Origin of the sequence: Variovorax ginsengisoli, from assembly GCF_030811835.1 — a bacterium.
GTDB classification, from domain to species: domain Bacteria; phylum Pseudomonadota; class Gammaproteobacteria; order Burkholderiales; family Burkholderiaceae_C; genus Variovorax; species Variovorax ginsengisoli_C.
This window is the reverse complement of the sequence record NZ_JAUSRO010000016.1, coordinates 62,986-85,179: the sequence shown is the minus strand read 5'-3', so window position 1 is coordinate 85,179 and position 22,194 is coordinate 62,986. Positions and strand designations below refer to the sequence as shown.

Below are 22,194 nucleotides of genomic sequence, written 5' to 3'. Positions count from 1 at the left end.
GCGCAACCATCCACCGTCTGCTTTGGTGGACCTTGACACCCCTCTGGCGTCAGGGACAGCCATATGGCCCTTCACGCCGTTTTTCCTCGTGCCGGGCCGAATGTCCTTATACGAAGCCGTTTGCGTTTTCGCGGACTCGAAGCATGAATGGATAAGGCCCGCTCGTGCGGGCCTTATGAACTTACGATCAAACGTCCCCGGGTGGAGGCTCACGCCCGCGAATCCCGGTGGCTCGCAACATGATTATCTGCGCTCGATCAGCTGTCGTCCACCCTCTGGGAGATCGACTGTCATCCTTACACCGGCCGCAGTCTCCGCTGGCCACGCAGCTAAGATCGCCCGCAGATCGACCTCACACACACATGCTCGCAGACATAAAAAAAACCCTTTGGGCGACCGCAGACAAGCTGCGCGCCAACATGGATGCGGCCGAATACAAGCACCTCGTCCTCGGCCTCATCTTCGTCAAATACATCTCCGATACCTTCGCCGCTCGTCGCGCCGAACTGGTGACACGCTTCGCTGACCCGGCAGACGAGTACTACTTCGCGGACGCCTCACCGGACGACCTGGCTGCCGAGCTGGAAGATCGTGACTACTACAAGGCCGCCAACGTTTTCTGGGTATCCGAAGATGCACGTTGGGAGAGCATTCGCGCTGCCGCCAAACAGACCGACATCGGCAAGCGCATCGACGACGCGCTCACGCTCATAGAGACCGAGAACGCCAGCCTCAAGAACATCCTCGACAAACGCTACGCCCGTGCCCAGTTGCCTGACGGCAAGCTGGGCGAACTCATCGATCTGGTGTCGACCATCGGTTTCGGCCAGGATGCGGCCGTCGCCCGCGACGTGCTCGGACAGGTCTACGAGTACTTCCTCGGCATGTTCGCAAACGCCGAGGGCAAGCGTGGCGGCCAGTTCTACACGCCTCGCAGCATCGTCAAGACGCTCGTCTCTGTGCTCGCGCCACACCACGGCAAGGTGTACGACCCTTGCTGCGGGTCGGGCGGCATGTTCGTGCAGAGCGAGGAATTCATCGAATCGCACGGCGGCAAACCAGGGAACGTCTCCATCTACGGCCAGGAGGCGAATCCCACTACCTGGCGCCTGGCGGCGATGAACCTGGCGATTCGCGGCCTCGACTTCGACCTGGGCAGAGAGCCCGCCGACAGCTTTGTGCACGATCAGCACAAGGACCTCCGTGCCGACTTCGTGCTGGCCAACCCGCCCTTCAACATCAGCGACTGGTGGCACGGCAGCTTGGAGGGCGACGCGCGCTGGGTGTATGGCGACCCGCCCCAAGGCAACGCCAACTACGCCTGGCTACAGCACATGCTGCACCACCTCAAGCCCGACACCGGCCGCGCCGGCATCGTGCTGGCCAACGGCAGCATGAGCAGCAGCCAGAACGGCGAGGCGCAGATCCGCGCCGCCATGGTCGAGGACGACGTGGTCGAGGTCATGGTCGCGTTGCCCGGCCAGCTGTTCTTCAACACGCAGATCCCCGCGTGCCTGTGGTTCCTAGCGAAGAAGAAGGCGCTGGCACGCAAGGGCGAGGTGCTGTTCATCGACGCCCGCAAGCTCGCCACCATGATCAGCCGCGTGCAGTGCGAGTTCACCGATGCGGTGATCGATCGCATTGCCAACACGGTGGCTGCGTGGCGCGGGGATGCGTCACTGCCTGCCTATGAAGACATCGCGGGCTTCTGCCGCAGCGTGAAGCTCGAAGAGATTGCGCAGCACGGCCATGTGCTCACCCCTGGCCGTTACGTCGGCGCCGAAGCGGTCGAGGACGATGACGAAGCCTTTGCCGAGAAGATGCAAAAGCTCACGGAGACGCTGGGTGAGCAGATGGCGAAGGGGGCGGAGCTGGACGCGCTGATCCGGAAGAAGCTGGGGGGGCTGGGGTATGAGTTCTGAGTGGCCGGTGGTCAGTCTCGGCTCTCACGTTCAGCTACTGACGGGCTTTCCATTCAAGAGTGCAGACTACACCGAGGCGCCCGATGGTGTGCGGCTGCTCCGCGGTGACAACATAGGGCAAGGCTTTGTTCGGTGGGATGGCGCGAAGAGGTTGCCGGTGGAGAAGGCCATTGGAGCGAGCGTATACAACTTGTTGGAAGGAGATGTTCTTCTCGCAATGGACCGCCCATGGATTCCGGCGGGTCTCAAGTTCGCCCGCGTGCAGCATGCCGACTTGCCATCGCTACTCGTTCAGCGGGTCGCTTGTTTGCGGCCAAAAGATGGTTTGCGCGCCGACTATCTCGCCGCAGTCATAGCAAGCCCTGAATTTTCAGATTACATACAGAACGTCACTACCGGAACTGCTGTTCCACATATCAGCGCAAAGCAGATTGGTCAGTTCGCTTTTCGACTCCCTGAGGTGCGCATCCAGGAGTGTATCGGTGGCATGGTCGCTGCGCTGAACGACCGCATCACCCTCCTGCGCGAAACCAACGCCACGCTCGAAGCCATCGCCCAAGCGCTGTTCAAATCGTGGTTCGTCGATTTCGACCCCGTGCGCGCCAAGATGGAAGGTCGTGCCCCCGGAGGCATGGATGAGGTCACGGCGGCGCTGTTTCCGGATGGGTTCGAGGAGTCGGCGTTGGGGCTGGTGCCTACAGGGTGGCGGGTTGCGACGCTGACCGACGCATTCGAGATCAATCCCACGCGTGCCTTGAAGAAAAACACGATTGCGCCCTATCTAGACATGGCGAGTCTGGCGACCAGCGGCCATTGCGTGGAACGCCCAATTCCTCGCGCGATGGGCTCAGGTGCCAAGTTCCGGAACGGAGATTCCCTGTTGGCCCGTATCACGCCTTGCCTCGAAAACGGCAAGTCTGCATTTGTCGACTTTCTCGACGAAGGCCAAGTAGGGTGGGGTTCAACTGAGTTCATCGTGTTGCGGCCCAAGGCGCCTCTGCCCGATTACATTGGCTATTTGCTGTGCAGACACCCTGCGTTTCGGGAGTACGCCATTCAGAGCATGTCCGGCACGAGTGGCCGTCAGCGCGTCCAGAACGATGTTCTGGGGCGCTACCCAATGGTGTTGTCTGATGGCAATGTGGCTCAAGCATTCGGGGATATTGTTGAGCCGATTCAAGGAAGCATCGCTGCAAACGATGCGGCGGCCCAAACCCTCGTCTCCCTCCGCGACACGCTCCTACCCCGCCTGATCTCCGGCCAACTGCGTCTGCCTGAGAACACGGATGCGTTGGCAGCGGAAGTCTGCGCAAGCGGTTTCTGAATCCGCGCCTATTCCACACAACGCCATGACCACCCGCCCTCGCACTATCCAGATCTTCCTCCCCACCGGCGATCCGCGCGGCATCCAGGTCGCGGCGCTGACCACCAGCATCGTCCAGGTCATTGAGATACCCCGCCCGCTGCTCCCGGACTTCATGCTGATGCCCGAGTCGCGCCAGCTCGGGGTGTACTACCTGATCGGCGACGATGAGGCGAAGGACCAATTCGCGGTCTATGTCGGCCAAACCATGACGCTTGGCAAGCGGCTGAGCGAGCACGACCTCGACCCCAAGCGCGAGTTCTGGAACCGTGCGCTGGTGGCGATCTCGCTGACGCACAGCCTCACGCAGACGCATGCGATGTACCTGGAATGGCGCAGCATCCAGCAGGCGAATGCGGCGCAGCGCTATACGGTGGAGAACGGCACGGTCGGAACCCGGCCGCACACGCCGGCCTGGCTGGAGGCGGATTGCCAGGAGATCTTCGACACGATCCGCACGCTGGTGTCCACGTTGGGGCAGCAAGTCTTCGAGCCCTTGGCCGTGCGCCCCGCGCCCTCGCCACTCCCCGGCGATGCCCCGACCAGTCAAGTGCAGCTGGACAGCGCTCAGTTGTTTCGCTGCGCAGGTGCTCAAGGCGGCGATGCCACCGGCCAGTACACGGAAGAAGGCATGGTGGTGCTCAAGGGATCGCGCGCCCGCGGAGAAGCCGTGGCGAGCATGATCCCGATGTCGGCTGGCAAACACCGGCAACGCTTGATCGATGCGGGTGATTTGACGCCGGACGACGGCAGTTTTGTCTTCTCACGCGATGTACTGTTCCGTTCGCCCAGCGGTGCCGCGGATGTGGTGCTCGGCAGGAGCTCGAACGGCTGGATCGAATGGAGAAACGCCGAAGGCAAGACGCTCGACGAGCTCAAGCGACAAAAGGCCGGCGCTGCGACAGCCGTTATGACCCCGAACCCGGCCGGCTGATACCGCGCAGGCGATGCAAGCCGCCTTGAATCGCGCGCACTCCGATTAAAGATTGCTTTAATATCGCGGCAACGGATTCAACAACGCTTTCATCCATGCGCCGTACCGGCACCCTCGCCACGTCCACCACCTCCGGCGAGGAGGTACAGGCGTTCGTACCGCACAAGCTGCCGCCCAGTGATCCTGCGCTGGCACCCGGATCGTTCGACGAACCCAACCGGCTTGCCGAACTCGCACTGGCCAGGTTGTCCGGCGTATCCGGGTTGGTGCCCTCAGTGGAATGGCTGCTCTACAGCGCCATTCGCAAGGAAGCGTTGCTCACCTCGCAGATCGAGGGCACACAGGCCACGCTGACCGACCTCTTCGACGAAGAGGCGGGCTTCGCCGTCGGCAACACGGACGACCTGGAGGAAGTCACCAACTACCTGCGCGCCTTCCGGCTGGTGCAAGACAACCTGCGCGACCCAGCGGGCTTGCCTGTCAGCGTCCGGTTGCTTTGCAATGCCCATGCGCTGCTCCTGAAGGGGGCACGCGGCGCAGGCAAGCAGCCCGGTGCCCTGCGGCGCTCACAGAACTGGATCGGGGGCACCAGACCCGGCAACGCTGTGTTCGTGCCACCCCCGCCTGAGCACGTGGCCGGGCTGCTGGCCGACTTGGAGCGATTCATTCACAGCGACGCATCTCCAAGCCTGCCGCCGCTCGTAAAGATCGCCCTCGCGCACGCGCAGTTCGAAACGATCCACCCATTCCTCGACGGCAACGGCCGCATCGGTCGCCTGCTGATCGCCGCGCTGCTGGAGCATTGGGCCTTGCTGCCCGAGCCGTTGATGTATCTCAGCGGCTACCTGAAGCAGCACCAGGCCGAATACTACCGACGGCTCTCCAATGTGCGCACGGAGGGAGACTGGGAGGGCTGGGTGAGCTTTTTTCTTGAGGGAGTGGCCGTGGCCGCCACCGATGCAGAGCGAGGCATCGTCGCCATCGCGAGCCTGGTGGCCGCAGACCGCCGCCGCTTGCTTGCAGCCCCCAAGGCGGGACCGGCGAGCTATCGACTGTTTGAGCTTTTGCCGTTGATGCCGCGCTTCACCGTCGAGCGAGTGCGCCAAAGCCTCGACACCAGTTTTCCCACTGCCAATGCGGCCGTGAAGGTGCTCGAAGAACTGGGCATCGTGGTGGAACTGACCGGGCAGAAGACAAATCGCAGCTTCAGCTATCAGTCCTACATTGCACTGCTGACGGGTTGATGCCATGACCGAAGACCAGCTCGAACAAGAAGCTCTCGAATGGCTCATCGATGTGGGCTACACGCACCACTACGGGCCCGATATCGCCCCCGACAGCAAGACACCAGAACGCGCAAATCATCGAGAGGTGTTGCTGGCCGGGCGGTTGCGCGAAGCGATTGACCGCCTCAACCCAAGGGTGCCAGCTCAGGCACGCGACGATGCGCTCAAGCAGGTGCTGAATCTCGGAACGCCGGTCCTGCTGTCGGCCAACCGCATGTTCCACAAGCTGCTCGTCGCGGGCGTTCCCGTCCAGTACCAACGCGATGGTGAAACCCGCGGCGATTTCGTCCGACTGATCGACTGGGCAAACGTCAAGCAGAACGAGTGGCTGGCCGTCAACCAGTTCTCCATCCGAGGGGCGCACCGCACCCGCCGCCCCGACATCGTGCTGTTCGTCAACGGGCTGCCCCTCGCATTGCTGGAGATCAAGAATCCGGCCGACCAGAAAGCCGACGTCTGGAAGGCATATGAGCAGATCCAGACCTACCGGGAGCAGATCCCCGACATCTTCCAGTACAACGAGTTGCTCGTGATCTCCGATGGCACCGAGGCACTCCTGGGCTCGCTCTCGGCGAATAGCGAACGCTTCATGGCCTGGCGCACCATCGATGGCGTCACACTCGATCCGCTCGGTGACTTCAATGAGCTGCAGACCTTGGTTCGTGGCGTTCTTGCGCCAGCCTACCTCCTCGACTACCTGCGCTACTTCGTCCTGTTCGAGGATGACGGCACGCTGGTCAAGAAGATTGCCGGCTATCACCAGTTCCATGCCGTGCGGGCGGCGATCGCGCAGGTCGTTGCGGCATCGAGGCCCGGCGCACCCAGCGGCGTGCATGGCAAGGGTGGCGTGGTGTGGCACACCCAGGGCAGCGGCAAGAGCATCACCATGACGTGCTTCGCTGCACGCGTGATGCAGGAACCCGCCATGGCCAATCCAACCATCGTGGTGATCACCGATCGCAATGATCTGGATGGGCAGCTCTTCGGCGTCTTCAGCATGGCGCAGGACCTGCTGCGTGAGCAGCCCGTACAGGCGCGAACCCGCCAGGAGCTGCGCGCACTGCTGGCCAACCGACCGTCAGGCGGCATCGTGTTCGCGACCATCCAGAAGTTCATGCCTGGGACGGACGAAGACAGTTTCCCGGAGCTCTCCGCGCGGCACAACATCGTGGTGATTGCCGATGAAGCGCATCGTACGCAGTACGGATTCGAGGCCAAGCTGAAGACACGAAGGACGAGTGCGGCGAAAGCGACTGGCGACGGTGCGCTTACCCCGCACCATGTCGCATTCTCTTCGCCCGACTACCTCCGCGGCGCAACTGAGCGCTATCAGGTCGGCTACGCGCAGCACCTGCGCGACGCCCTGCCCAATGCCACGTTCGTGGCCTTCACCGGCACTCCTGTGTCCGGTGAAGACCGCGACACGCGAGCCGTGTTCGGCGACTACATCCACGTCTACGACATGCAGCAGGCCAAGGAAGATGGCGCCACTGTCGCGATCTATTACGAGTCTCGTCTGGCAAAACTCAGCCTCGACCCGGCGGACCTGGCCGTGCTCGACGATGAGGTCGACGAGTTGGCCGAAGACGAAGAAGAAAGCGTCCAGGCTCAACTCAAAAGCCGGTGGGCCGCCCTTGAAAAGATCGTGGGTGCCGAACCGCGCGTAGCCAGTGTCGCTGCCGACCTCGTGGCGCATTTTGAGGAGCGAAACAAGGCACAGACCGGCAAGGCGATGGTGGTGGCGATGAGCCGAGAGATCTGCGTTCACCTTTACGACGAGATCGTGAAGCTGAGACCCGACTGGCACGATGCCGACCCGGAAAAGGGAAGCATCAAAATCGTCATGACCGGCTCGGCGAGCGATCGCGCCCTGCTGCGCCCCCACATCTACAGCGCGCAGGTCAAAAAGCGCTTGGAGAAGCGCTTCAAGAACCCGGACGATCCGCTGCGCCTGGTGATCGTGCGCGACATGTGGCTCACCGGATTCGATGCCCCGTGCGTCCACACCCTGTACATCGACAAGCCGATGAAGGGTCACAACCTGATGCAGGCGATCGCACGCGTGAATCGGGTGTTCCGGGACAAGCAAGGCGGGTTGGTCGTCGACTACATCGGCATCGGCAATGAGCTGAAGGCGGCGATGAAGGAGTACACCCAGTCGCAGGGTCGCGGGCGCCCGACCGTTGATGCGCACGAAGCCTTCAGCCTGATGATGGAAAAGCTGGACGCGCTCCAGGCGATGCTGCACGGCTTCGACTACAGCAGCTTCCTCAATGGCGGTCACCGAATCCTCGCGGGCGCGGCCAACCATGTGCTTGGCATCAAGGATGGCAAAAAACGGTTTGCGGACATGGCACTGGCAATGAGCAAGGCATTCACGCTGTGCTGCACGCTCGATGAGGCCAAGGCCGTGCGTGAGGAAGTCGCATTCTTCCAGGGCGTGAAGGTCATCCTGACCAAGAAGGAACTCACCGCGAAGAAGCGCACCGACGAGCAGCGTGAACTCGCCATTCGGCAGATCATCAGCTCGGCAGTCGTGTCAGAGAGCGTGGTCGACATCTTCGACGCTGTGGGGCTCGACAAGCCGAACATCGGTCTCCTCGACGACGAGTTCCTCGCGCAGGTCAAGGCACTGCCGGAGCGCAATCTCGCTGTCGAACTCCTTGAACGCCTGCTTCAGGGAGAAATTAAGAGCCGGTTTGCGAGCAACGTGGTCCAAGACCGAAAGTTCTCGGAGATGCTCGCCAGCGTGATCGCCCGGTATCAGAACCGTTCGATCGAGACGGCCCAGGTAATGGAAGAACTGGTCGCGATGGCCAAGAAGTTCCGTGAGGCAGCCGCGCGCGGCGAGACGCTAGGACTCACCGAAGACGAGGTTCGCTTCTACGACGCGCTGGCTGAAAACGAGTCGGCAGTCAGGGAGTTGACGGACGAGACCCTCAAGAAGATCGCCCATGAATTGACTGACAGTCTGCGAAAGAACCTGTCGGTCGACTGGTCGGTTCGCGAAAGCGTGCGAGCCAAGCTCCGACTGATGGTCAAGCGCATCCTGCGCAAATACAAGTACCCGCCGGACCTGCAGGACGGTGCTGTCGAGCTGGTGCTGAAACAAGCGGAAAACCTGGCGGAGGCATGGGCGTAGATTCGAACGGCAATACATTTCGGCGTTGGAAAGCGGCATGCCTCAGTGCTGGCTACCTATAGAGCCCCCCAGTGCAGGAACCTGTCGAAACGGCGCCTTGAACTCTGCGCTGCAACTGTGAGCGCTACAGCAGCAGGCGGATGACCATGCCGGTGCACCGTGGAGAAGGGCATTACAAGCAGCTATGTATAAGCAATCTGGACCATGAGACGCCCTTCCCCATGTCTTAAACAAGCAATTTCCTGGCATTTGCGCACGATGCTTCGTTGCTCCAAGGAGAACGTCAAATTTTCGATGAAAATCCGCACGCCGACAACGGCAAAAAGCGGTCCCGCCCCTCGGGACTAGATGAAAAATCGCAATCTATCTGCTAGATAACTCAGGTGAAATTCGCGCAGCATGCAAGCAATCTGCAAAACTCGAAATTTGGCATGCAATGGCTCTCACTCCCATCGCCTGAGCACAGCGGTCAAAAAATAAACTCACGCTATTTAGGCGCTCTCATTGGAGATCGATGACTCACCTTCAACCGCAATGCGTCTCTTATTGAATCCATACCATCCTCGACGATGAACGGCGCAATGGGGGGCAACGTGTACTCCAACTTGTCAATGTGCGACTTCATCGTCAACAGCGCCGCACCCTTCCCGTACCGGGATTCGACCAATGGCTGGGAGCGTGCGTGTCCCATCAGATCTGATTTGTCAGAAGTCGGAACGTCAGCTGCGCCGAGAGCCGTCGCATAGTTGTGCCGAAGTGAGTGGAAAGTCTTCATCCCGTTCCGCTCCATCTTGAGTCTGATCCCCAGAAACCTTTCATTGAACCAGCTACCAACTGCCTTCCCATAGCCCTTTTTCTTGTCGAACTTCAATTCTGGAAAAAGGCGCTGATGACCGCTCGCCCGCAGGGCAGCCACATAGTCCAAAAACCCCAGCTCTATAAGTCGCGAATGAATGGGTACTAGACGAGCTGAACTGATCGTCTTCAGTGACTTATCACTCGTCAAACCGGCATCTACCCCATCCGAATCGACCTTATCTGCGCCGTTTAGGTTGAAGTCGATGTAGGGCACAACGCCTTCTACGTTGACATCATCTACATAAAGTTGCGCGATTTCGTTGAGCCGACCACCTACGTATAAAGCCAACAAAGGTGCCCAGTAATAGTGGGGACGGTACGCGTGGAATCTTCCTTGAGCGGTTCGATTTCCACGGCCATCGACCCACCATTCTTGGGAGAAGATCTTCGCCAGATCTTCGTCTGACATTTTATCTCGCTGCAGATGGGCCTTCTTTTTAACGACGCCAGACCGCTGCTCTGCCTCTAGTCCCAAGCCCTTCGCGGGATTGGCGGGCAGCAAGGTTTCTGTGACAGCCCAGGTAAAAATTTCGGCAATTCCGTCGAGCAGCCTGCGCTGAGCGGTTGCCTTGAGCCTCGGCAGATTATGCAGTTCAGCCAAGCGCAGCAACTCGTGATAGTCCGCATCGGGTACACCAAATTTCCGGCGAACATTGTGCCTTTCGTCGGGAATCTTCGTGACCTCGATCGCGAATCGTCGCATCAGCAGCCGATTGATCGATGACATCGGGGGATCTGCCATCAATTGTTCAAAGGCTGCGCACTGATCATGCCGGCGCCGTACTTGGTCTGACTTCCAGACATGCTCATGACGAGCCAGATAAGCACGGGCGAACGATGAGAACCTCTGCTCGCTCGTTGAGCTGACAGTGATTGAACCCGAGCCGACAGCTGGGTTGGGCGTGATCGCAGGCACGGCGCCTGCGACACGCACTGCCACAGAAGCGCTTTCAGCTGCCGCCCGCGCCGCCTCTACCTCCCTCTCGCGCTCCGGTGTAATTCGGGCTAGCAGGCGGCCGCGCAGGATTTCAACGTCGGTCTTGCGAGCCTCGAGATGCCGCGTCTCCAACTGGCGCCCCGGCGCGTCACAGACGACGAAGTGTGCTTGGCTATGCCACAGCTGAAAATGGCATACCCCAATCGGCTCGACGCCCTGAGTGATCTCCACTGCGTCTTGGGAGTATCGCAACGCGACCCTCCCCGAAAACGGCTTGAGCGCTGCCTGCCCACCCAGACGTGCCGCGTCTATAACCATCTCGGACCGGCCGAACTCGTCGACGCCGTGATCGAGCACATCCCTGATGTCGCCCTCGCCGACCCAGACAGACCACGCGTGCGCCTCGATCGCAAACCTTGCACCGATATGTATGAGCCCTTTTGTCAGAATGGCCGGAGTCGTTCCAAGCTCGCTGGCGGCGTCCTCGAGCGGGATGAAGCCATCACCCAGTAACCTGAGCGAGCCCGCCTTCAATTTTCGGATGTCCATTCTTTCGACTGATCGGAGCGCTTGGTGCCACTCGACCGCCAAGGCGGCGCAAATGCCCTTGGCCAGCTTGAAGTCGCTACACCCGGTGGTGCGATGGATTTCACCCTGGCCAACCGCAACCCTGAGGTGCGGTGGCACACAGAAGCGAACGAAGTAAATGCCGCTTGCGCGACGATAGAGGTACTGCGCACCTGCCACTTTGGTCCACCCTTTTGTAGGAGACCTGTGCCGGCGGAGCTGCTCTCAAAATTTTACCAAGCAAATCAATTACTTAGCAAAGTATGGAGCGGGTGAAGGGAATCGAACCCTCGTATGAAGCTTGGGAAGCTGCCGTTCTACCATTGAACTACACCCGCATCATAAGTTGTTGATTTCAAACAACTTTTCAAAGACCGGACCCATAACGCGCCCGTCCAGTGGAGCGATTCTACCCATACTGCCGAGCCACCCGCCGCAACCGATGGCAGGCGAGCCGGCAGCGGCCCGCCTCCCTCGTCAGCCCAGGTTCAGCGCATGGGTCAGGTCCCCCAGCAGGGGCTGGCCGCGCGCCGCCATCGCCTCGTCGCGCATCTGGAGACCAGGCAGCTTTTCGAGGTCGTGGATGCGGGTGATGAGCCGCAGCACGGACGCCGTGTCGTAGGGCGTGTGGTCGACAACGCCCTTGCGGGACCACGGCGAGATCACCAGCGCCGGGACGCGGGAGCCGGGGCCGAATCGATCACCCTCTGGTGGCGCCACGTGGTCCCACCAGCCACCGTTCTCGTCGACGGTCACGACCACCACCATCTGCGACCATTGCGGGCTGTCACGCAAAACCTGGATCGCATGCGCGATGTGCTGGTCGCCGGACGCCACGTCGGCATAGCCGGCATGCATGTTGAGATTGCCCTGCGGCTTGTAGAAAGTGACTGCAGGCAACCGGCCTGCGCGGGCGTCGGCCAGGAAGTGGTTGGAGGACGCATCGTCGCCCAGACCCGCGTCGCGCAGCCGCTTGCTGCGTGCCGCAGTGCCTGGGGCCAGGTTTGCGAAGTAGTTGAAGGGCTGGTGGTGGTACTGGAAATTGGGCACCACCGGCGTGCCGTTGGCAATGTTGGCGCCATGCTGGTCCAGCGTCTGCTGGAATGCGCCCGCATACCAGGCCCACTCCACCCCCTTGCGATCGAGTTTGTCGCCGATGTGCTCGTGCGATTGCGGTGGCAGCGCCGTGGCGTTCTGTGCGAGTGAAAAGTCCACCCTGCTGCCCGAAGCGTCCAGCTTGAGGTTGGTCCATGTGGGCGCATAGGGCGGCGCCATGGTGTTGACGGCATAGCTCAGGCGCGTGCCGTCTGCCAGCGTCTCGGTGGGCGTCAAGGCGCTGGGACCGAAGCGCGGAATGCCATCGAGTGCGCTGGCGGGCGATGTCGGCAGCGGCTTCAGGCGTGTGTCATCGGGCCGGCCACTGACGGTGGTGGCGATCAGATCGCGGGCAATGGAACGATCTGCGTCAGGATAGCGCGGCGCGGTGGCGGCAACGAGGTACAGGTGGTTGAGGAACGAACCGCCGAACGCGCCCTGGAAGAAGTTGTCGCACAGCGTGAACTCCTTGGCCAGGTCCCAGAGACGCAATGCGTAGTTTGTGTTGGCGTAATAGCCCATGGTGAAGCCACCGGAATCCGCCCATGCCACGAACTGGTCGTTTTTGCCGCCATTGATCTGCATCTGGTTTTGATAGAACACATGCCAGAGATCGCGCGTGACAAGGGTCAGCGGCAGGTCTTCTCCCTTGGGGCCCTTGAGCGCGAAAGGCGCGTTGGGGAGCTGGGTCTGGAACTGCTGCTCCGGCGCATACGTCAGGCCGTTGTGCGTCTGCGCCTTGGGTAGCCAGCCGCCAGGCACCGGCGGCAACACCGGCAGTACCGTCTTGCCATCGCGATCGACCTGCCGGAAGGCCTCGGGGCGCACATCCGACAGCGGCTGCTGCAAGCCCGGGAAATTGGCAAAAAGGTTGTTGAAGCTGCGGTTCTCGCCGTAGATCACGACCACGGTCTTGACCTTCTGGCGCAACGCCGCATCGAGCTCCGCACCGGCACGCGTGTTCACGGCGGAAGTGGTTTGGCAGCCCGGCAACAGTGCGCCACTGGCAACCGCGGTCAGCGGCACGCCCAGCGCACCGCCAAGGAGGCGACGTCGACTCAGCGAAGGGAGCGGGTCGGCGGCCTCGTCGACCGATGTCCGCTGGGGTTCCTGCGTTTCTTTCATGTTGGAATCAGCAAGTGTGTGGATGAAGCCCTCAACGTAGGCAATCCATGTGTCGATTTGGTGACAAAAACGGGCATCCTGCAGCCCAACATTCAGGTATAGGTAAAGAAGCCTCGGATAAAGCGGATTGAAAGGAAGCAGATCCTGTCCTTGGCAGAAAGTTGCTGCGTCAATCGCTCGAACGGGTGACGATGTCTCTGGTGGAAAAGCCCGTAACATCAGGTATTTCTCAACGTCAGTTTTGAGCAGAGGGTTTATTGAGCATCCCACAACTGCTTCATCGCGCAAGGATCGACCGCTCGTGGCGACTCCGGCTGGACCATGGTCTGGCGGCAGCAGCCGTCGTCATTTGTCTGGCCATCATCGGGGTCACGCTGTGGTTGATGCTGCTGCTCAAGAGCCGCGGCACCGAGAGCGAACTGCATTCACTGCAGCGGCTCGCACTGGTCGTCGCCGAGCAGACCGATCGCACGCTCCAGACCATCGATGCCATGCATGTGAGCGTGTTGCAGGGCATGCCGCGATCTGCGCTGAGTTCACCCGAGAGTTTCACGGCCTACGCGCTGCAACCCGACATGGTTTTGGCTCTGCGGGCCAAGAAACAGGGCCTGCAGTTCGTGGACGTGGTCGCGTTGATCGACGCCAGCGGCGAACTGCTGGTGAATTCGCGCGGCCCGAACAACATTTCGCTCAACGTTGCCGACCGCAAGTACTTCCGTACGTTGATGTCCAATCCGGACCTCGACGTCTACCTCAGCGAGCCGGTGCGCACCCGGCAGACGCAGCAGTGGCTGGTCTACCGGCTGGAGAAGGTCCGCACGCCCGGAGGCCAGGTGCTTGGCGCGGTGGTCAGCGGCATCCGGCTGAGCTACTTCGAGGATTTCTTCACCGCGATTCAGGTGGGTGGCAACAGCTCGATCGCGATCTTCCGCAGCGACGGGGAGCTGATTGCACGCGTACCCCGTGTCGAATCGGCGCTCGGGCAGGAATTTGCGCTGCCGCCGGTTGGCCGTTCCAGCATGGCAGCGGCCCCCTCTCTGCTGCCGGCCGAACCGGCGTTCGACGAAGGAGAACGGCTTTGGGCGGCAGACCGGCTGCGCGAGGCTCCCCTGGTCGTACTGGCCACCACGTCGGTGCGCGATCTCAAGGCCGGCTGGCGCGCAGACGTCTGGCCGATCATGCTGACGTCCTTGCTTGCGCTGCTGACCATCGGGGTGTGCGCCACGTTGGGCATCCAGCAAATTCATATCCAGCATGGCCTGACCGCCAAGGCCAAGCACGACGCGCAGCACGACGAGCTCACCGGGCTGCCCAATCGAGCCCTCTTCATCGCGCAGTTGTCGCAGCTGCGTCAGACGCACATCCCTTCAGGAGCCACCTCGGCCGTGCTGTTGCTGGACCTGGACAATTTCAAGAACATCAACGACACGCTGGGTCATCCGGCCGGCGACGTCCTGCTGCGCACGGTGGCGAGCCGGCTGCGTCAGACGATCCGCAAGACCGATCTGGTCGCCCGGCTGGGCGGCGACGAGTTCGCGGTGCTGCAGCGCGACGTCACCACGCGCGACGAAGTGCATGCGCTTGCCCGGCGACTGTCCCAGGCGGTGGCTGTGCCGTGCGACCTCGACGGCTATGCGGCCAGCGCGCAGGTCAGCATCGGCATCGCCTTCGTGCCTGCCGATGGCATCGACCCCGACGAACTGCTCATGAACGCGGAGCTGGCGCTCTACAGCGCCAAGGCCGAAGGCCGCGCCACCTTCAATGACTTCGCGCCACACATGGCCGCGCAGGTGGAAACCCGCCGCCTGATCGAAGACGCACTGCGCAGGGCACTGCTCAACGACGGCTTCGAACTGCACTACCAGCCCATCGTGTCGGCCGAGAACAGCCAGCCGACCGGTTTTGAAGCACTGCTGCGCTGGCGCTATCCGGCGGACAACCCCTGGACCCTGGAGCAGTTCATTCCGGTGGCCGAGGACACCGGACTGATCGTGCCCATCGGCCAATGGGTGCTGGAGACCGTTTGCAAAGAGGCGCGCCTGTGGCAGCCGCACCTGCATTTCGCAGCCAATGTGTCGGTGCGCCAGTTCAACGAGCGCGAAATGGTGGCTCACATCATTCAACTGGTCACGCGGCATGACCTGGCGCCGCAGCAATTGGCCATAGAGATCACCGAGACCGTGCTGCTGCAGAACACCGAAGGCATCAAGCGCGCGCTGATCGATCTGCGCGCGTTCGGCGTGAGCATCGCGCTGGACGATTTCGGTACCGGTTACGCATCGCTGAGCCATCTGCTTCAGTTTCCGACCGACAGCATCAAGATCGACCGCTCCTTTGTCGCCAACATGCAGACCAGTCCGGAGGCCGAGCGCATCGTGCGGACCCTGCTCGACCTGGGACGCCACCTCGGCTTGCGCGTGACAGCCGAAGGTGTCGAGACGGAATCGCAGCGGGACTTTCTGTCGGCCTGTGGCTGCACCGAACTGCAAGGCTATTTCTTTGGCCGGCCGATGCCTGCGACCCACCTGCGCGAACGCTTCGAAGCGTGGCTGCGGCCTGATGCCGCCAACCTCGGCGGGCCACAGCGACGCATCTGAATCCGCCCCACCGGGGACGTGTCAGGCAGACCGCGTGTCGGGCGGCACGTCCAGCCCATCCATCAGCAGCCCTTGCACGTCTTCATCGAAGCCCGAAACCGGCTGCGCCTTCGCCAGCGCGAGCCACACGGCAAAGGGCATGCGTGGCAGCGGCCGATGCACGGCGGCGCGGGCCACCACCAGGCGGCCGGCTTCGAGCACCAGCACGCCGCATTCGGCGGGAATCTCGTCGGGCGCACCGATGCAGCGACCTCGCGCGTCCGCGCCGAGCACGTACCAGCATTCACCGCCCAGATCCAGGTAGGCGGCGCGCTTGTCGGGTTTGCGCAGGTCGGCGATGAGGTCGGAGCGACGGACCTTGACCTCATGCACGATCGGCTGCGCATACGCTTCCACCGAGGTGTTGCGGATCGAGAAGACGTCGGGCCGCGCCATGCACCAGCGCGGCTTGCCGCCCTCCTCTTCGCCCGGCAACGGCGGCAGCCGCGCGCGAAGGCTCAGGTTGCGCCACGCGATGCGGCCCGCACGCGTCATCTCGCGCGCGACCTGCTCGACCAGTGCCTCGTGCGCCGACAGCGCGGCGCGGTTGACCACCAGCGTGCTCGCGATGTGCGCGATGCCGCGATCGGTCACGCGCAGGGTCTCGTGCCCCATGGGCGAGCGCACACGCTCCAGTAGGCCGGCAGCGAGCAGATCGACTTCGACCGGATCGCAGCAAGGCCAGCCCGACGAGCGGTAGACCTCGCGCAGACGGCGTGCGTGGATGCGGCCCAGCAAGACAGGTTCGGTCATATTCAAAGGCTAGCGAAAAAGCCCGTTTTATGGCGAGGGTTCAATGAAAATCCCGGCTGCTGTTGCTTTTGGCGAGCCGCCCCAGCCAGGGCGTCAGGTCGCGAAAGGCGCTGGCCACCAGGTGGCGCACCTCGCCGCCGCTGTCGACATCGCGCTGCCAGGTGCCCTGCACGGCGAGCAGATGCGACTTGAGCAATGGCTCGCGCCACTGCTCGGCCACGTGACTCCAGACGATCACATTGACGGTGCCGGTCTCGTCTTCCAGCGTCACGAACATGGTGTTCTTGGCTGTGCCCGGGCGCTGCCGCACCGTGACCATGCCGCAGGCACGCACGATGCGGCCATGCGGCAACGGGCGCAGTTCGGCGGCCGTCGAGAGCTTCAGCCGCGCGAGGCGCGGACGCAGCAGCGCCAGCGGATGGCGACGCAGTGTGAGGCCGAGCGAGGCGAAATCGCCGACGATTTCCTCGCCCTCGGTCGCTTCGGGCAGCGCCAGCGCAAGCTCGTGGATCGGCACACCCTTGAGCAGTGCGGGCGCACGGCGCTGTGCGGTCGCGTCCCAGACCTGCTGGCGGCGGTGGCCCGACAGCGCCTGCAGCGCGCCAGCCGCGGCCAGCGCGGCCATGTCGTGACCATCGAGTTCGGCACGCAGCGCCAGGTCTTCGGTGCTGGTGAACGGCGCCTGGGCACGCGCGTGGATCAGGCGCCGGGCCCCTGCTTTGCCGAGGCTCACGATCCGGCTCAATCCCAGGCGCACGGCCGGCTGTGCCGGGTCGCCCTGGCGCGCGGCATGGCGCGGCGGAGTGCCCGGCGGCCGCGGTGGCGGCACGGACGAAGGCGGCTCCAGCGCGCAGTCGATCGCGCTGACCGTCACGTCCACCGGACGCACTTCGACGCCGTGGCGTTGTGCGTCCTGCACCAGTTGCGAGGGCGTGTAGAACCCCATCGGCTGCGAATCGAGCATGGCGGCAAGAAAGCAGGCTGGCTCATGGAACTTGAGCCAGCAGCTCACTACCACCAGCAGTGCAAAGCTGGCCGCATGGCTTTCGGGAAAGCCATACTCGCCGAAGCCCTGCACCTGCTTGAAGATGGCCTCGGCAAACTCGCGGTCGTAGCCGTTGTCGACCATGCCCTGCTCCAGCTTGTACTGGAACTTGTCGACGCCACCGGTGCGTTTCCACGCCGCCATGGCACGGCGCAAGCGATCGGCCTCGTCGGCGGTGAACTTGGCAGCGATCATCGCGATCTGCATCACCTGCTCCTGGAAGATGGGCACGCCCAGCGTGCGTTCGAGCGCGGGCTTGAGGTCGGGATAGGGGTAGTCGATTTCCTTCTTGCGACGGACCTTCTCCCGGTTCTTCAGATACGGATGCACCATGCCCCCCTGGATCGGCCCGGGCCGCACGATGGCGACTTCGATCACCAGGTCGTAATACTTCCGCGGCTGCAGGCGCGGCAGCATCGACATCTGCGCGCGGCTCTCGATCTGGAACACGCCGAGGGTGTCGGCGTCGCAGATCATGTCGTAGACCGCCTCGTCGTTTTTGGGGATCTGGTGCATCTCCAGCGCGCTGCCGCGCCACTGGTTGACGAAGTCGAGCGAGCGCCGGATGGCGCTGAGCATGCCGAGCGCGAGCACATCGACCTTGAGCATGCCCATGGCTTCGAGGTCGCTCTTCTCCCACTGGATGACCGAGCGGTTGGCCATCGACGCCTTCTCGATGGGCACCAGCCGTGTGAGCTTGGCCTCTGTTAGAACGAACCCGCCGACGTGCTGGCTCAGGTGCCGCGGAAAACCCTTGAGCGCCTGCGTGAGTTCGAGCCACTGCGCCACGCGCAACGGATCTTCCTGCACGCCCGCGCGCGCCATCGCCTCGGCCATGCGCTGGTCGAGGATGGTCTGGTCGAACCAGTAGTGGTCCTTGGCAAACTCATCGATCAGCCGCGCGTCCAAGTCGAGCGCCTTGCCCACGTCGCGCAACGCGCTGCGCGAGCGGTAGCAGATGACCACCGCCGCAATGGCCGCGCGATCACGGCCATACTTCTTGTAGATGTACTGGATGACTTCTTCGCGCCGCTGGTGCTCGAAGTCGACGTCGATGTCGGGCGGCTCCTTTCGCTCCCGGCTCAGAAAGCGCTCGAACAACAGGGTGCTCGTCATAGGGTCGATCGCGGTGATACCCAGGCAGTAGCACACGGCCGAGTTGGCGGATGAACCCCTTCCCTGGCAGAGGATCTTCTGGTCATGGGCGAAGCGCACGATGTCTTCGACCGTCAGGAAGAACATCTCGTACTCGAGCTCGACGATCAGATCGAGCTCCTTCTGAACCGTTTGCCTCACCACCGCCGGAATGCCCTGCGGATAGCGCTCCCGTGCGCCTCGCCAGGTCTTGCGAACCAGCGTCTGCGTGGGTGTTTCGCCGTTGCCGATGAGTTCGCGCGGGTACTTGTAGTTCGCTTTGATGGCACGGGGATCGAACTGGCATCGCGCCATGATCACCAGCGTGTTGGCAAGCAGTTCGGCCGGATACAGCGCAGCCAGCCGCAGCCGCGAGCGCAGATGGCGTTCGGCATTGGACTGCAGCGCCAGGCCGCACTGGGCCACCGTGCAGCCCTTGCGCACAGCGGTGACCACGTCGTGCAGGGGCTTGCGCGAGCGCACGTGCATGTGCACATCGCCGGCGGCCACCAGCGGCACGCCGGTCTGCACGCCCGCCTGCTGGAGCGTGACGAGCCAGAGGTCGTCATCGATCTCGTTGAACAGTTCGACGGCCAGCCAGAGGTGCTCGCCGAACAGGGTCGCCGCCGCGGCCAGGTCGTCGCACAAGGCGCCGGTGTCGATGTCCGCACCGGGCAAACGCTGCGGCACGAACAAAATCTCGCAGTGGCGCAGCGAGGCCACTTTGCTCTCTTGCCAGCTCACGTGGTAGTCGCCTTTGGGCGCAGCCTCGCGAGCGGCGGTGATGAATTCGCAGAGGTTGCCCCACCCTTCGAAGTCGTGCGCGATGACCACCAGTTTGAAGCGCCCGAAGTCGAACTCACTGCCGTAGAGGATTCGGAAGTCGAGGTTGCGGGGCAGCGGCGGCTGATCGGGATGCGCCTTGTCGTGCTCGTCCAGCGCCTCCAGGTGCTCGTCCACACCCAGAAAGGCGCGCACCACGCCGGCCACCGAGCATTCGTCGGTGATGGCCAGCGCCTTGTAGCCGAGGTCGTAGGCGCGCGCGACCAGTTCGGCGGGCGAGGAGGCACCGCGCTGGAAGCTGTAGTGGGTCAAGCAATGAAGCTCGGCATGGTCAGGAAGGCCTGCCTCCCCTGCCGGTATGGGCCCTGGCGTGGAGCCAGCTGCGGGTTCGGCTGCCTGCAGCCGCTGCGGCAGCACGTGCAACTTGCGGCGCCGACGCGCTTCGTTCTGCTTGTCGCTGAGTTCAGGCATAGAGGCCCTGCAGGAACCAGCGCGGCGCAGTGTCGTCGGTGGCGGCCGCCAGCCGTTCGCAGAACACCCAGACCAGCCCGGCCTCGGGACTCTGGGCGATGTAGTAGTCGCGCACCGAGGGCTGGCCGCCGCTGCGGCTGTCGCCCCACCAGCCGGCTTCCAGCCGTTGCGGACCCACCAGGCGCCGCAGCGGTCCGCGATAGCACGGATGGCCATCGTGCATCGGCAAGGGCAACGGCTCGCGCAGCAGCCACGGGGGATGCAGGCCGTTGCCGCGCGGGTCGACCGGTGCGGCGGCAGCGGCCATGGATGTCAACGCCGGCTGCCACTGCTGCATCGCCTGGGGCCGCGCGTCGGCCCGCGCACTGGCACGCAGCACCTGGTCGGCGCCCAGCCGCGTGCTCAGCCGCTCGACCAGTTCATGCAGCCGGTCGCCTTTGCGGTTGTCCTCTGGCAAGAAGCTGGTGCTGGCACCGGCCCAGGGCGTGGTGTCGACAGAGCGCAGCCGCAGCCAGCTTGCAGGCGCCGCCAGTTGGGTCAGCGCCAGACGTTCGCTCATCAGGCGACGCAGGTGCGCCATGTCCTGCGTGGGCTGGGCCGTGCGCACGGTGATCGACTGGTGCGGCGGCAGGTCGACGCCGTTGAAGCGCCGGAGGTCGAGCGTCCACTGCAGTTCCAGCGACAGCACGCCGCGCTGGCGCCCACGCAGCCAGATCTGCAGACTGGCGAGCAGACGATTGGCCGACCACATGAGTTCGGGCGCGCCCTGGGCGAGTGCGGGGAGTTCAAGCTTCTGGTCGAAGGCTTCGGGCAGCAAAAGCCACTCATGGCTTTCGGGGCACAGGCCCCAGGCGCGGTCGAGCGCCTCGCGCAACGGTGCACCGAAGCGCCGCGTGAGTCCCGCGCGGGGCAGCGCGGCCACGTCGCCCCACCGGCGGCAACCGAGGTGGGCCAGCACGTCCAGGTGCGGGCGGGCGGCCGTGAGCGTTTCGAGCGGCAGGTCGTCGGGCACGCCTGCAGGCGGCTGCTCGCCGCACGCGTACATGCGAAGCCGCGCTAGGGCGATCAGGCTGGTCGCACCCTGCGCCTGCTGCAGCCGCAAGCCGGGCGGGAGCGACGACGCCATCTGCCGCATCAACGCGCGCCGGCCGCCCCACAAGCGTTCGCAGGCCGAGACTTCCAGCAGCAGTGCCTCGTCGACCCAGGCCACGCGCGGCGTGAATTCGAGCGCCCACCAGCCCATAGCCTCTGCCGAAGGCAGGGCCGTTTGCTCCGGTCGGACAGACGCACCCGGCGTGCCCGCTGCCGCGTCAGGCAGCCACTGCAAGGCGATCCAGTGCACGTGCCCCTCCTTTCCACGCGTCGATGCGCACCACGGTGGCCGGTGCAGGTGCCGGTGCAGACACCTCCGGCGGGCTGCAGATTTCCAGGCGACGCTGCCGGCGGCGCAATTGGCCGGCCATGAGCAACGAGGTCATGCGGGAAGTGCGAGAAGGCAGCATCAGCGGCGTATCGAGGGGCGGACCGCGCCGCTTGAGTATCTGCACATCCATCAACTCCGCGTCCTCCGCACAGGCTGCCACATGCAGGCGCAGTCTGGCCGGCGATGCCGACTGCGCCATGGCATCGGAACGAAAAACGAAGAGCAGTGCTTCGTGCTGTGCGGCGGCCAGCTGCAGCCGACGCAGTTCCGCGGGTCGCGCTTGCGGCAGCCACGCCAGCACTGCGGCCACGTCGGCACAGCGCAACGCCTGCTCGCAGGCCCAGAGCCGTGCGGCAGATGCGTCGCTGCGCACCCACATGAGCGCCTCCACCGGCAGGCCATGCGCGGCCAGCGCGGGACCGAAAGGTTCGAAAGGCGCACCGATCAACACCACCGGCCCGCTGCCCTCGGCCACGGCGCGCACCAGCGCGGGCAGCAGCAGTTGCCAGACGTGCGCCTCGGGCGTGGCCTGCAGCACCTCGGTCATGGCGCCCACCGGCCAGCCGCCGCCCGGCAATTGCGCGTCGAGCAATGCATGACCGGTGCCGACCACCTGGGCATCGGCCTGGCCGAGCGTGTCTCCACGCCAGACCTTGTGCGCTGCACAGGCGACGTCGACGAAAGGAGAAGGAGAAGGAAGGCCCATGGCATGCTCAGAAT

Annotated in this window: 12 protein-coding genes and 1 tRNA gene; 6 read left to right on the top strand and 7 right to left on the bottom strand. The window is 63.4% G+C overall.

Features of this window, described 5'->3' with window-relative positions; all coding sequences use genetic code 11:
• Window positions 1-362 precede the first annotated feature (362 nt).
• The 5 genes from J2W36_RS21960 to J2W36_RS21940 all read left to right on the top strand — a co-directional run bounded on the left by J2W36_RS21960 (window position 363) and on the right by J2W36_RS21940 (window position 8,647).
• Window positions 363-1,922: a type I restriction-modification system subunit M gene (locus J2W36_RS21960; RefSeq protein ID WP_307691902.1), complete on the top strand. Its 1,560-nt coding sequence runs from the start codon at window positions 363-365 to the stop codon at window positions 1,920-1,922.
• A gap of 7 nt (window positions 1,923-1,929) precedes the next feature.
• On the top strand, window positions 1,930-3,246 hold the full coding sequence (locus J2W36_RS21955; RefSeq protein WP_307691901.1) for a restriction endonuclease subunit S domain-containing protein: 1,317 nt from the start codon (window positions 1,930-1,932) through the stop codon (window positions 3,244-3,246).
• Between the two features lie 25 nt (window positions 3,247-3,271).
• Window positions 3,272-4,219 carry a GIY-YIG nuclease family protein gene (locus tag J2W36_RS21950; RefSeq protein ID WP_307691900.1) on the top strand — a complete coding sequence of 316 codons (948 nt, stop codon included), beginning with the start codon at window positions 3,272-3,274 and terminating at the stop codon, window positions 4,217-4,219.
• 95 nt (window positions 4,220-4,314) lie between these two features.
• Window positions 4,315-5,463: a Fic family protein gene (locus J2W36_RS21945; protein WP_307691899.1), complete on the top strand. Its 1,149-nt coding sequence runs from the start codon at window positions 4,315-4,317 to the stop codon at window positions 5,461-5,463.
• Window positions 5,464-5,467: 4 nt separating this feature from the next.
• Window positions 5,468-8,647, top strand: a complete 3,180-nt coding sequence (locus J2W36_RS21940) for a type I restriction endonuclease subunit R (RefSeq protein WP_307691898.1) — start codon at window positions 5,468-5,470, stop codon at window positions 8,645-8,647.
• A gap of 487 nt (window positions 8,648-9,134) precedes the next feature.
• Here J2W36_RS21940 and J2W36_RS21935 read toward each other — a convergent pair whose 3' ends face one another.
• From J2W36_RS21935 to acpA, 3 genes are all read right to left on the bottom strand, one after another.
• Window positions 9,135-11,189 carry a site-specific integrase gene (locus tag J2W36_RS21935; RefSeq protein ID WP_307691897.1) on the bottom strand — a complete coding sequence of 685 codons (2,055 nt, stop codon included), beginning with the start codon at window positions 11,187-11,189 and terminating at the stop codon, window positions 9,135-9,137.
• 84 nt (window positions 11,190-11,273) lie between these two features.
• Window positions 11,274-11,347, bottom strand: a tRNA-Gly gene (locus J2W36_RS21930).
• A 139-nt stretch (window positions 11,348-11,486) separates the two neighbouring features.
• On the bottom strand, window positions 11,487-13,229 hold the full coding sequence (gene acpA, locus J2W36_RS21925) for an acid phosphatase (protein WP_307691896.1): 1,743 nt from the start codon (window positions 13,227-13,229) through the stop codon (window positions 11,487-11,489).
• Between the two features lie 257 nt (window positions 13,230-13,486).
• Here acpA and J2W36_RS21920 point away from each other — a divergent pair, with 257 nt between their 5' ends.
• Window positions 13,487-15,826: a putative bifunctional diguanylate cyclase/phosphodiesterase gene (locus J2W36_RS21920; protein ID WP_307691895.1), complete on the top strand. Its 2,340-nt coding sequence runs from the start codon at window positions 13,487-13,489 to the stop codon at window positions 15,824-15,826.
• 21 nt (window positions 15,827-15,847) lie between these two features.
• Here the strand turns inward: J2W36_RS21920 and J2W36_RS21915 are convergent, their stop codons facing one another.
• From J2W36_RS21915 to imuA, 4 genes are read right to left on the bottom strand one after another with little or no spacing between them, the layout of a single operon-like run.
• Window positions 15,848-16,618: a hypothetical protein gene (locus J2W36_RS21915; RefSeq protein WP_307691894.1), complete on the bottom strand. Its 771-nt coding sequence runs from the start codon at window positions 16,616-16,618 to the stop codon at window positions 15,848-15,850.
• 40 nt (window positions 16,619-16,658) lie between these two features.
• Window positions 16,659-20,051 carry an error-prone DNA polymerase gene (locus J2W36_RS21910; protein ID WP_307691893.1) on the bottom strand — a complete coding sequence of 1,131 codons (3,393 nt, stop codon included), beginning with the start codon at window positions 20,049-20,051 and terminating at the stop codon, window positions 16,659-16,661.
• A complete protein-coding gene (locus J2W36_RS21905; protein WP_307691892.1) occupies window positions 20,044-21,393 on the bottom strand; it encodes a Y-family DNA polymerase in 1,350 nt (449 codons plus the stop codon). The genes J2W36_RS21910 and J2W36_RS21905 overlap by 8 nt, the downstream gene beginning before the upstream one ends.
• Entirely contained in the window at window positions 21,362-22,180 is an 819-nt protein-coding gene (gene imuA, locus J2W36_RS21900; RefSeq protein ID WP_307691891.1) for a translesion DNA synthesis-associated protein ImuA, read from the bottom strand. Before imuA ends, J2W36_RS21905 begins: the two co-directional genes overlap by 32 nt.
• Window positions 22,181-22,194: the final 14 nt, after the last annotated feature.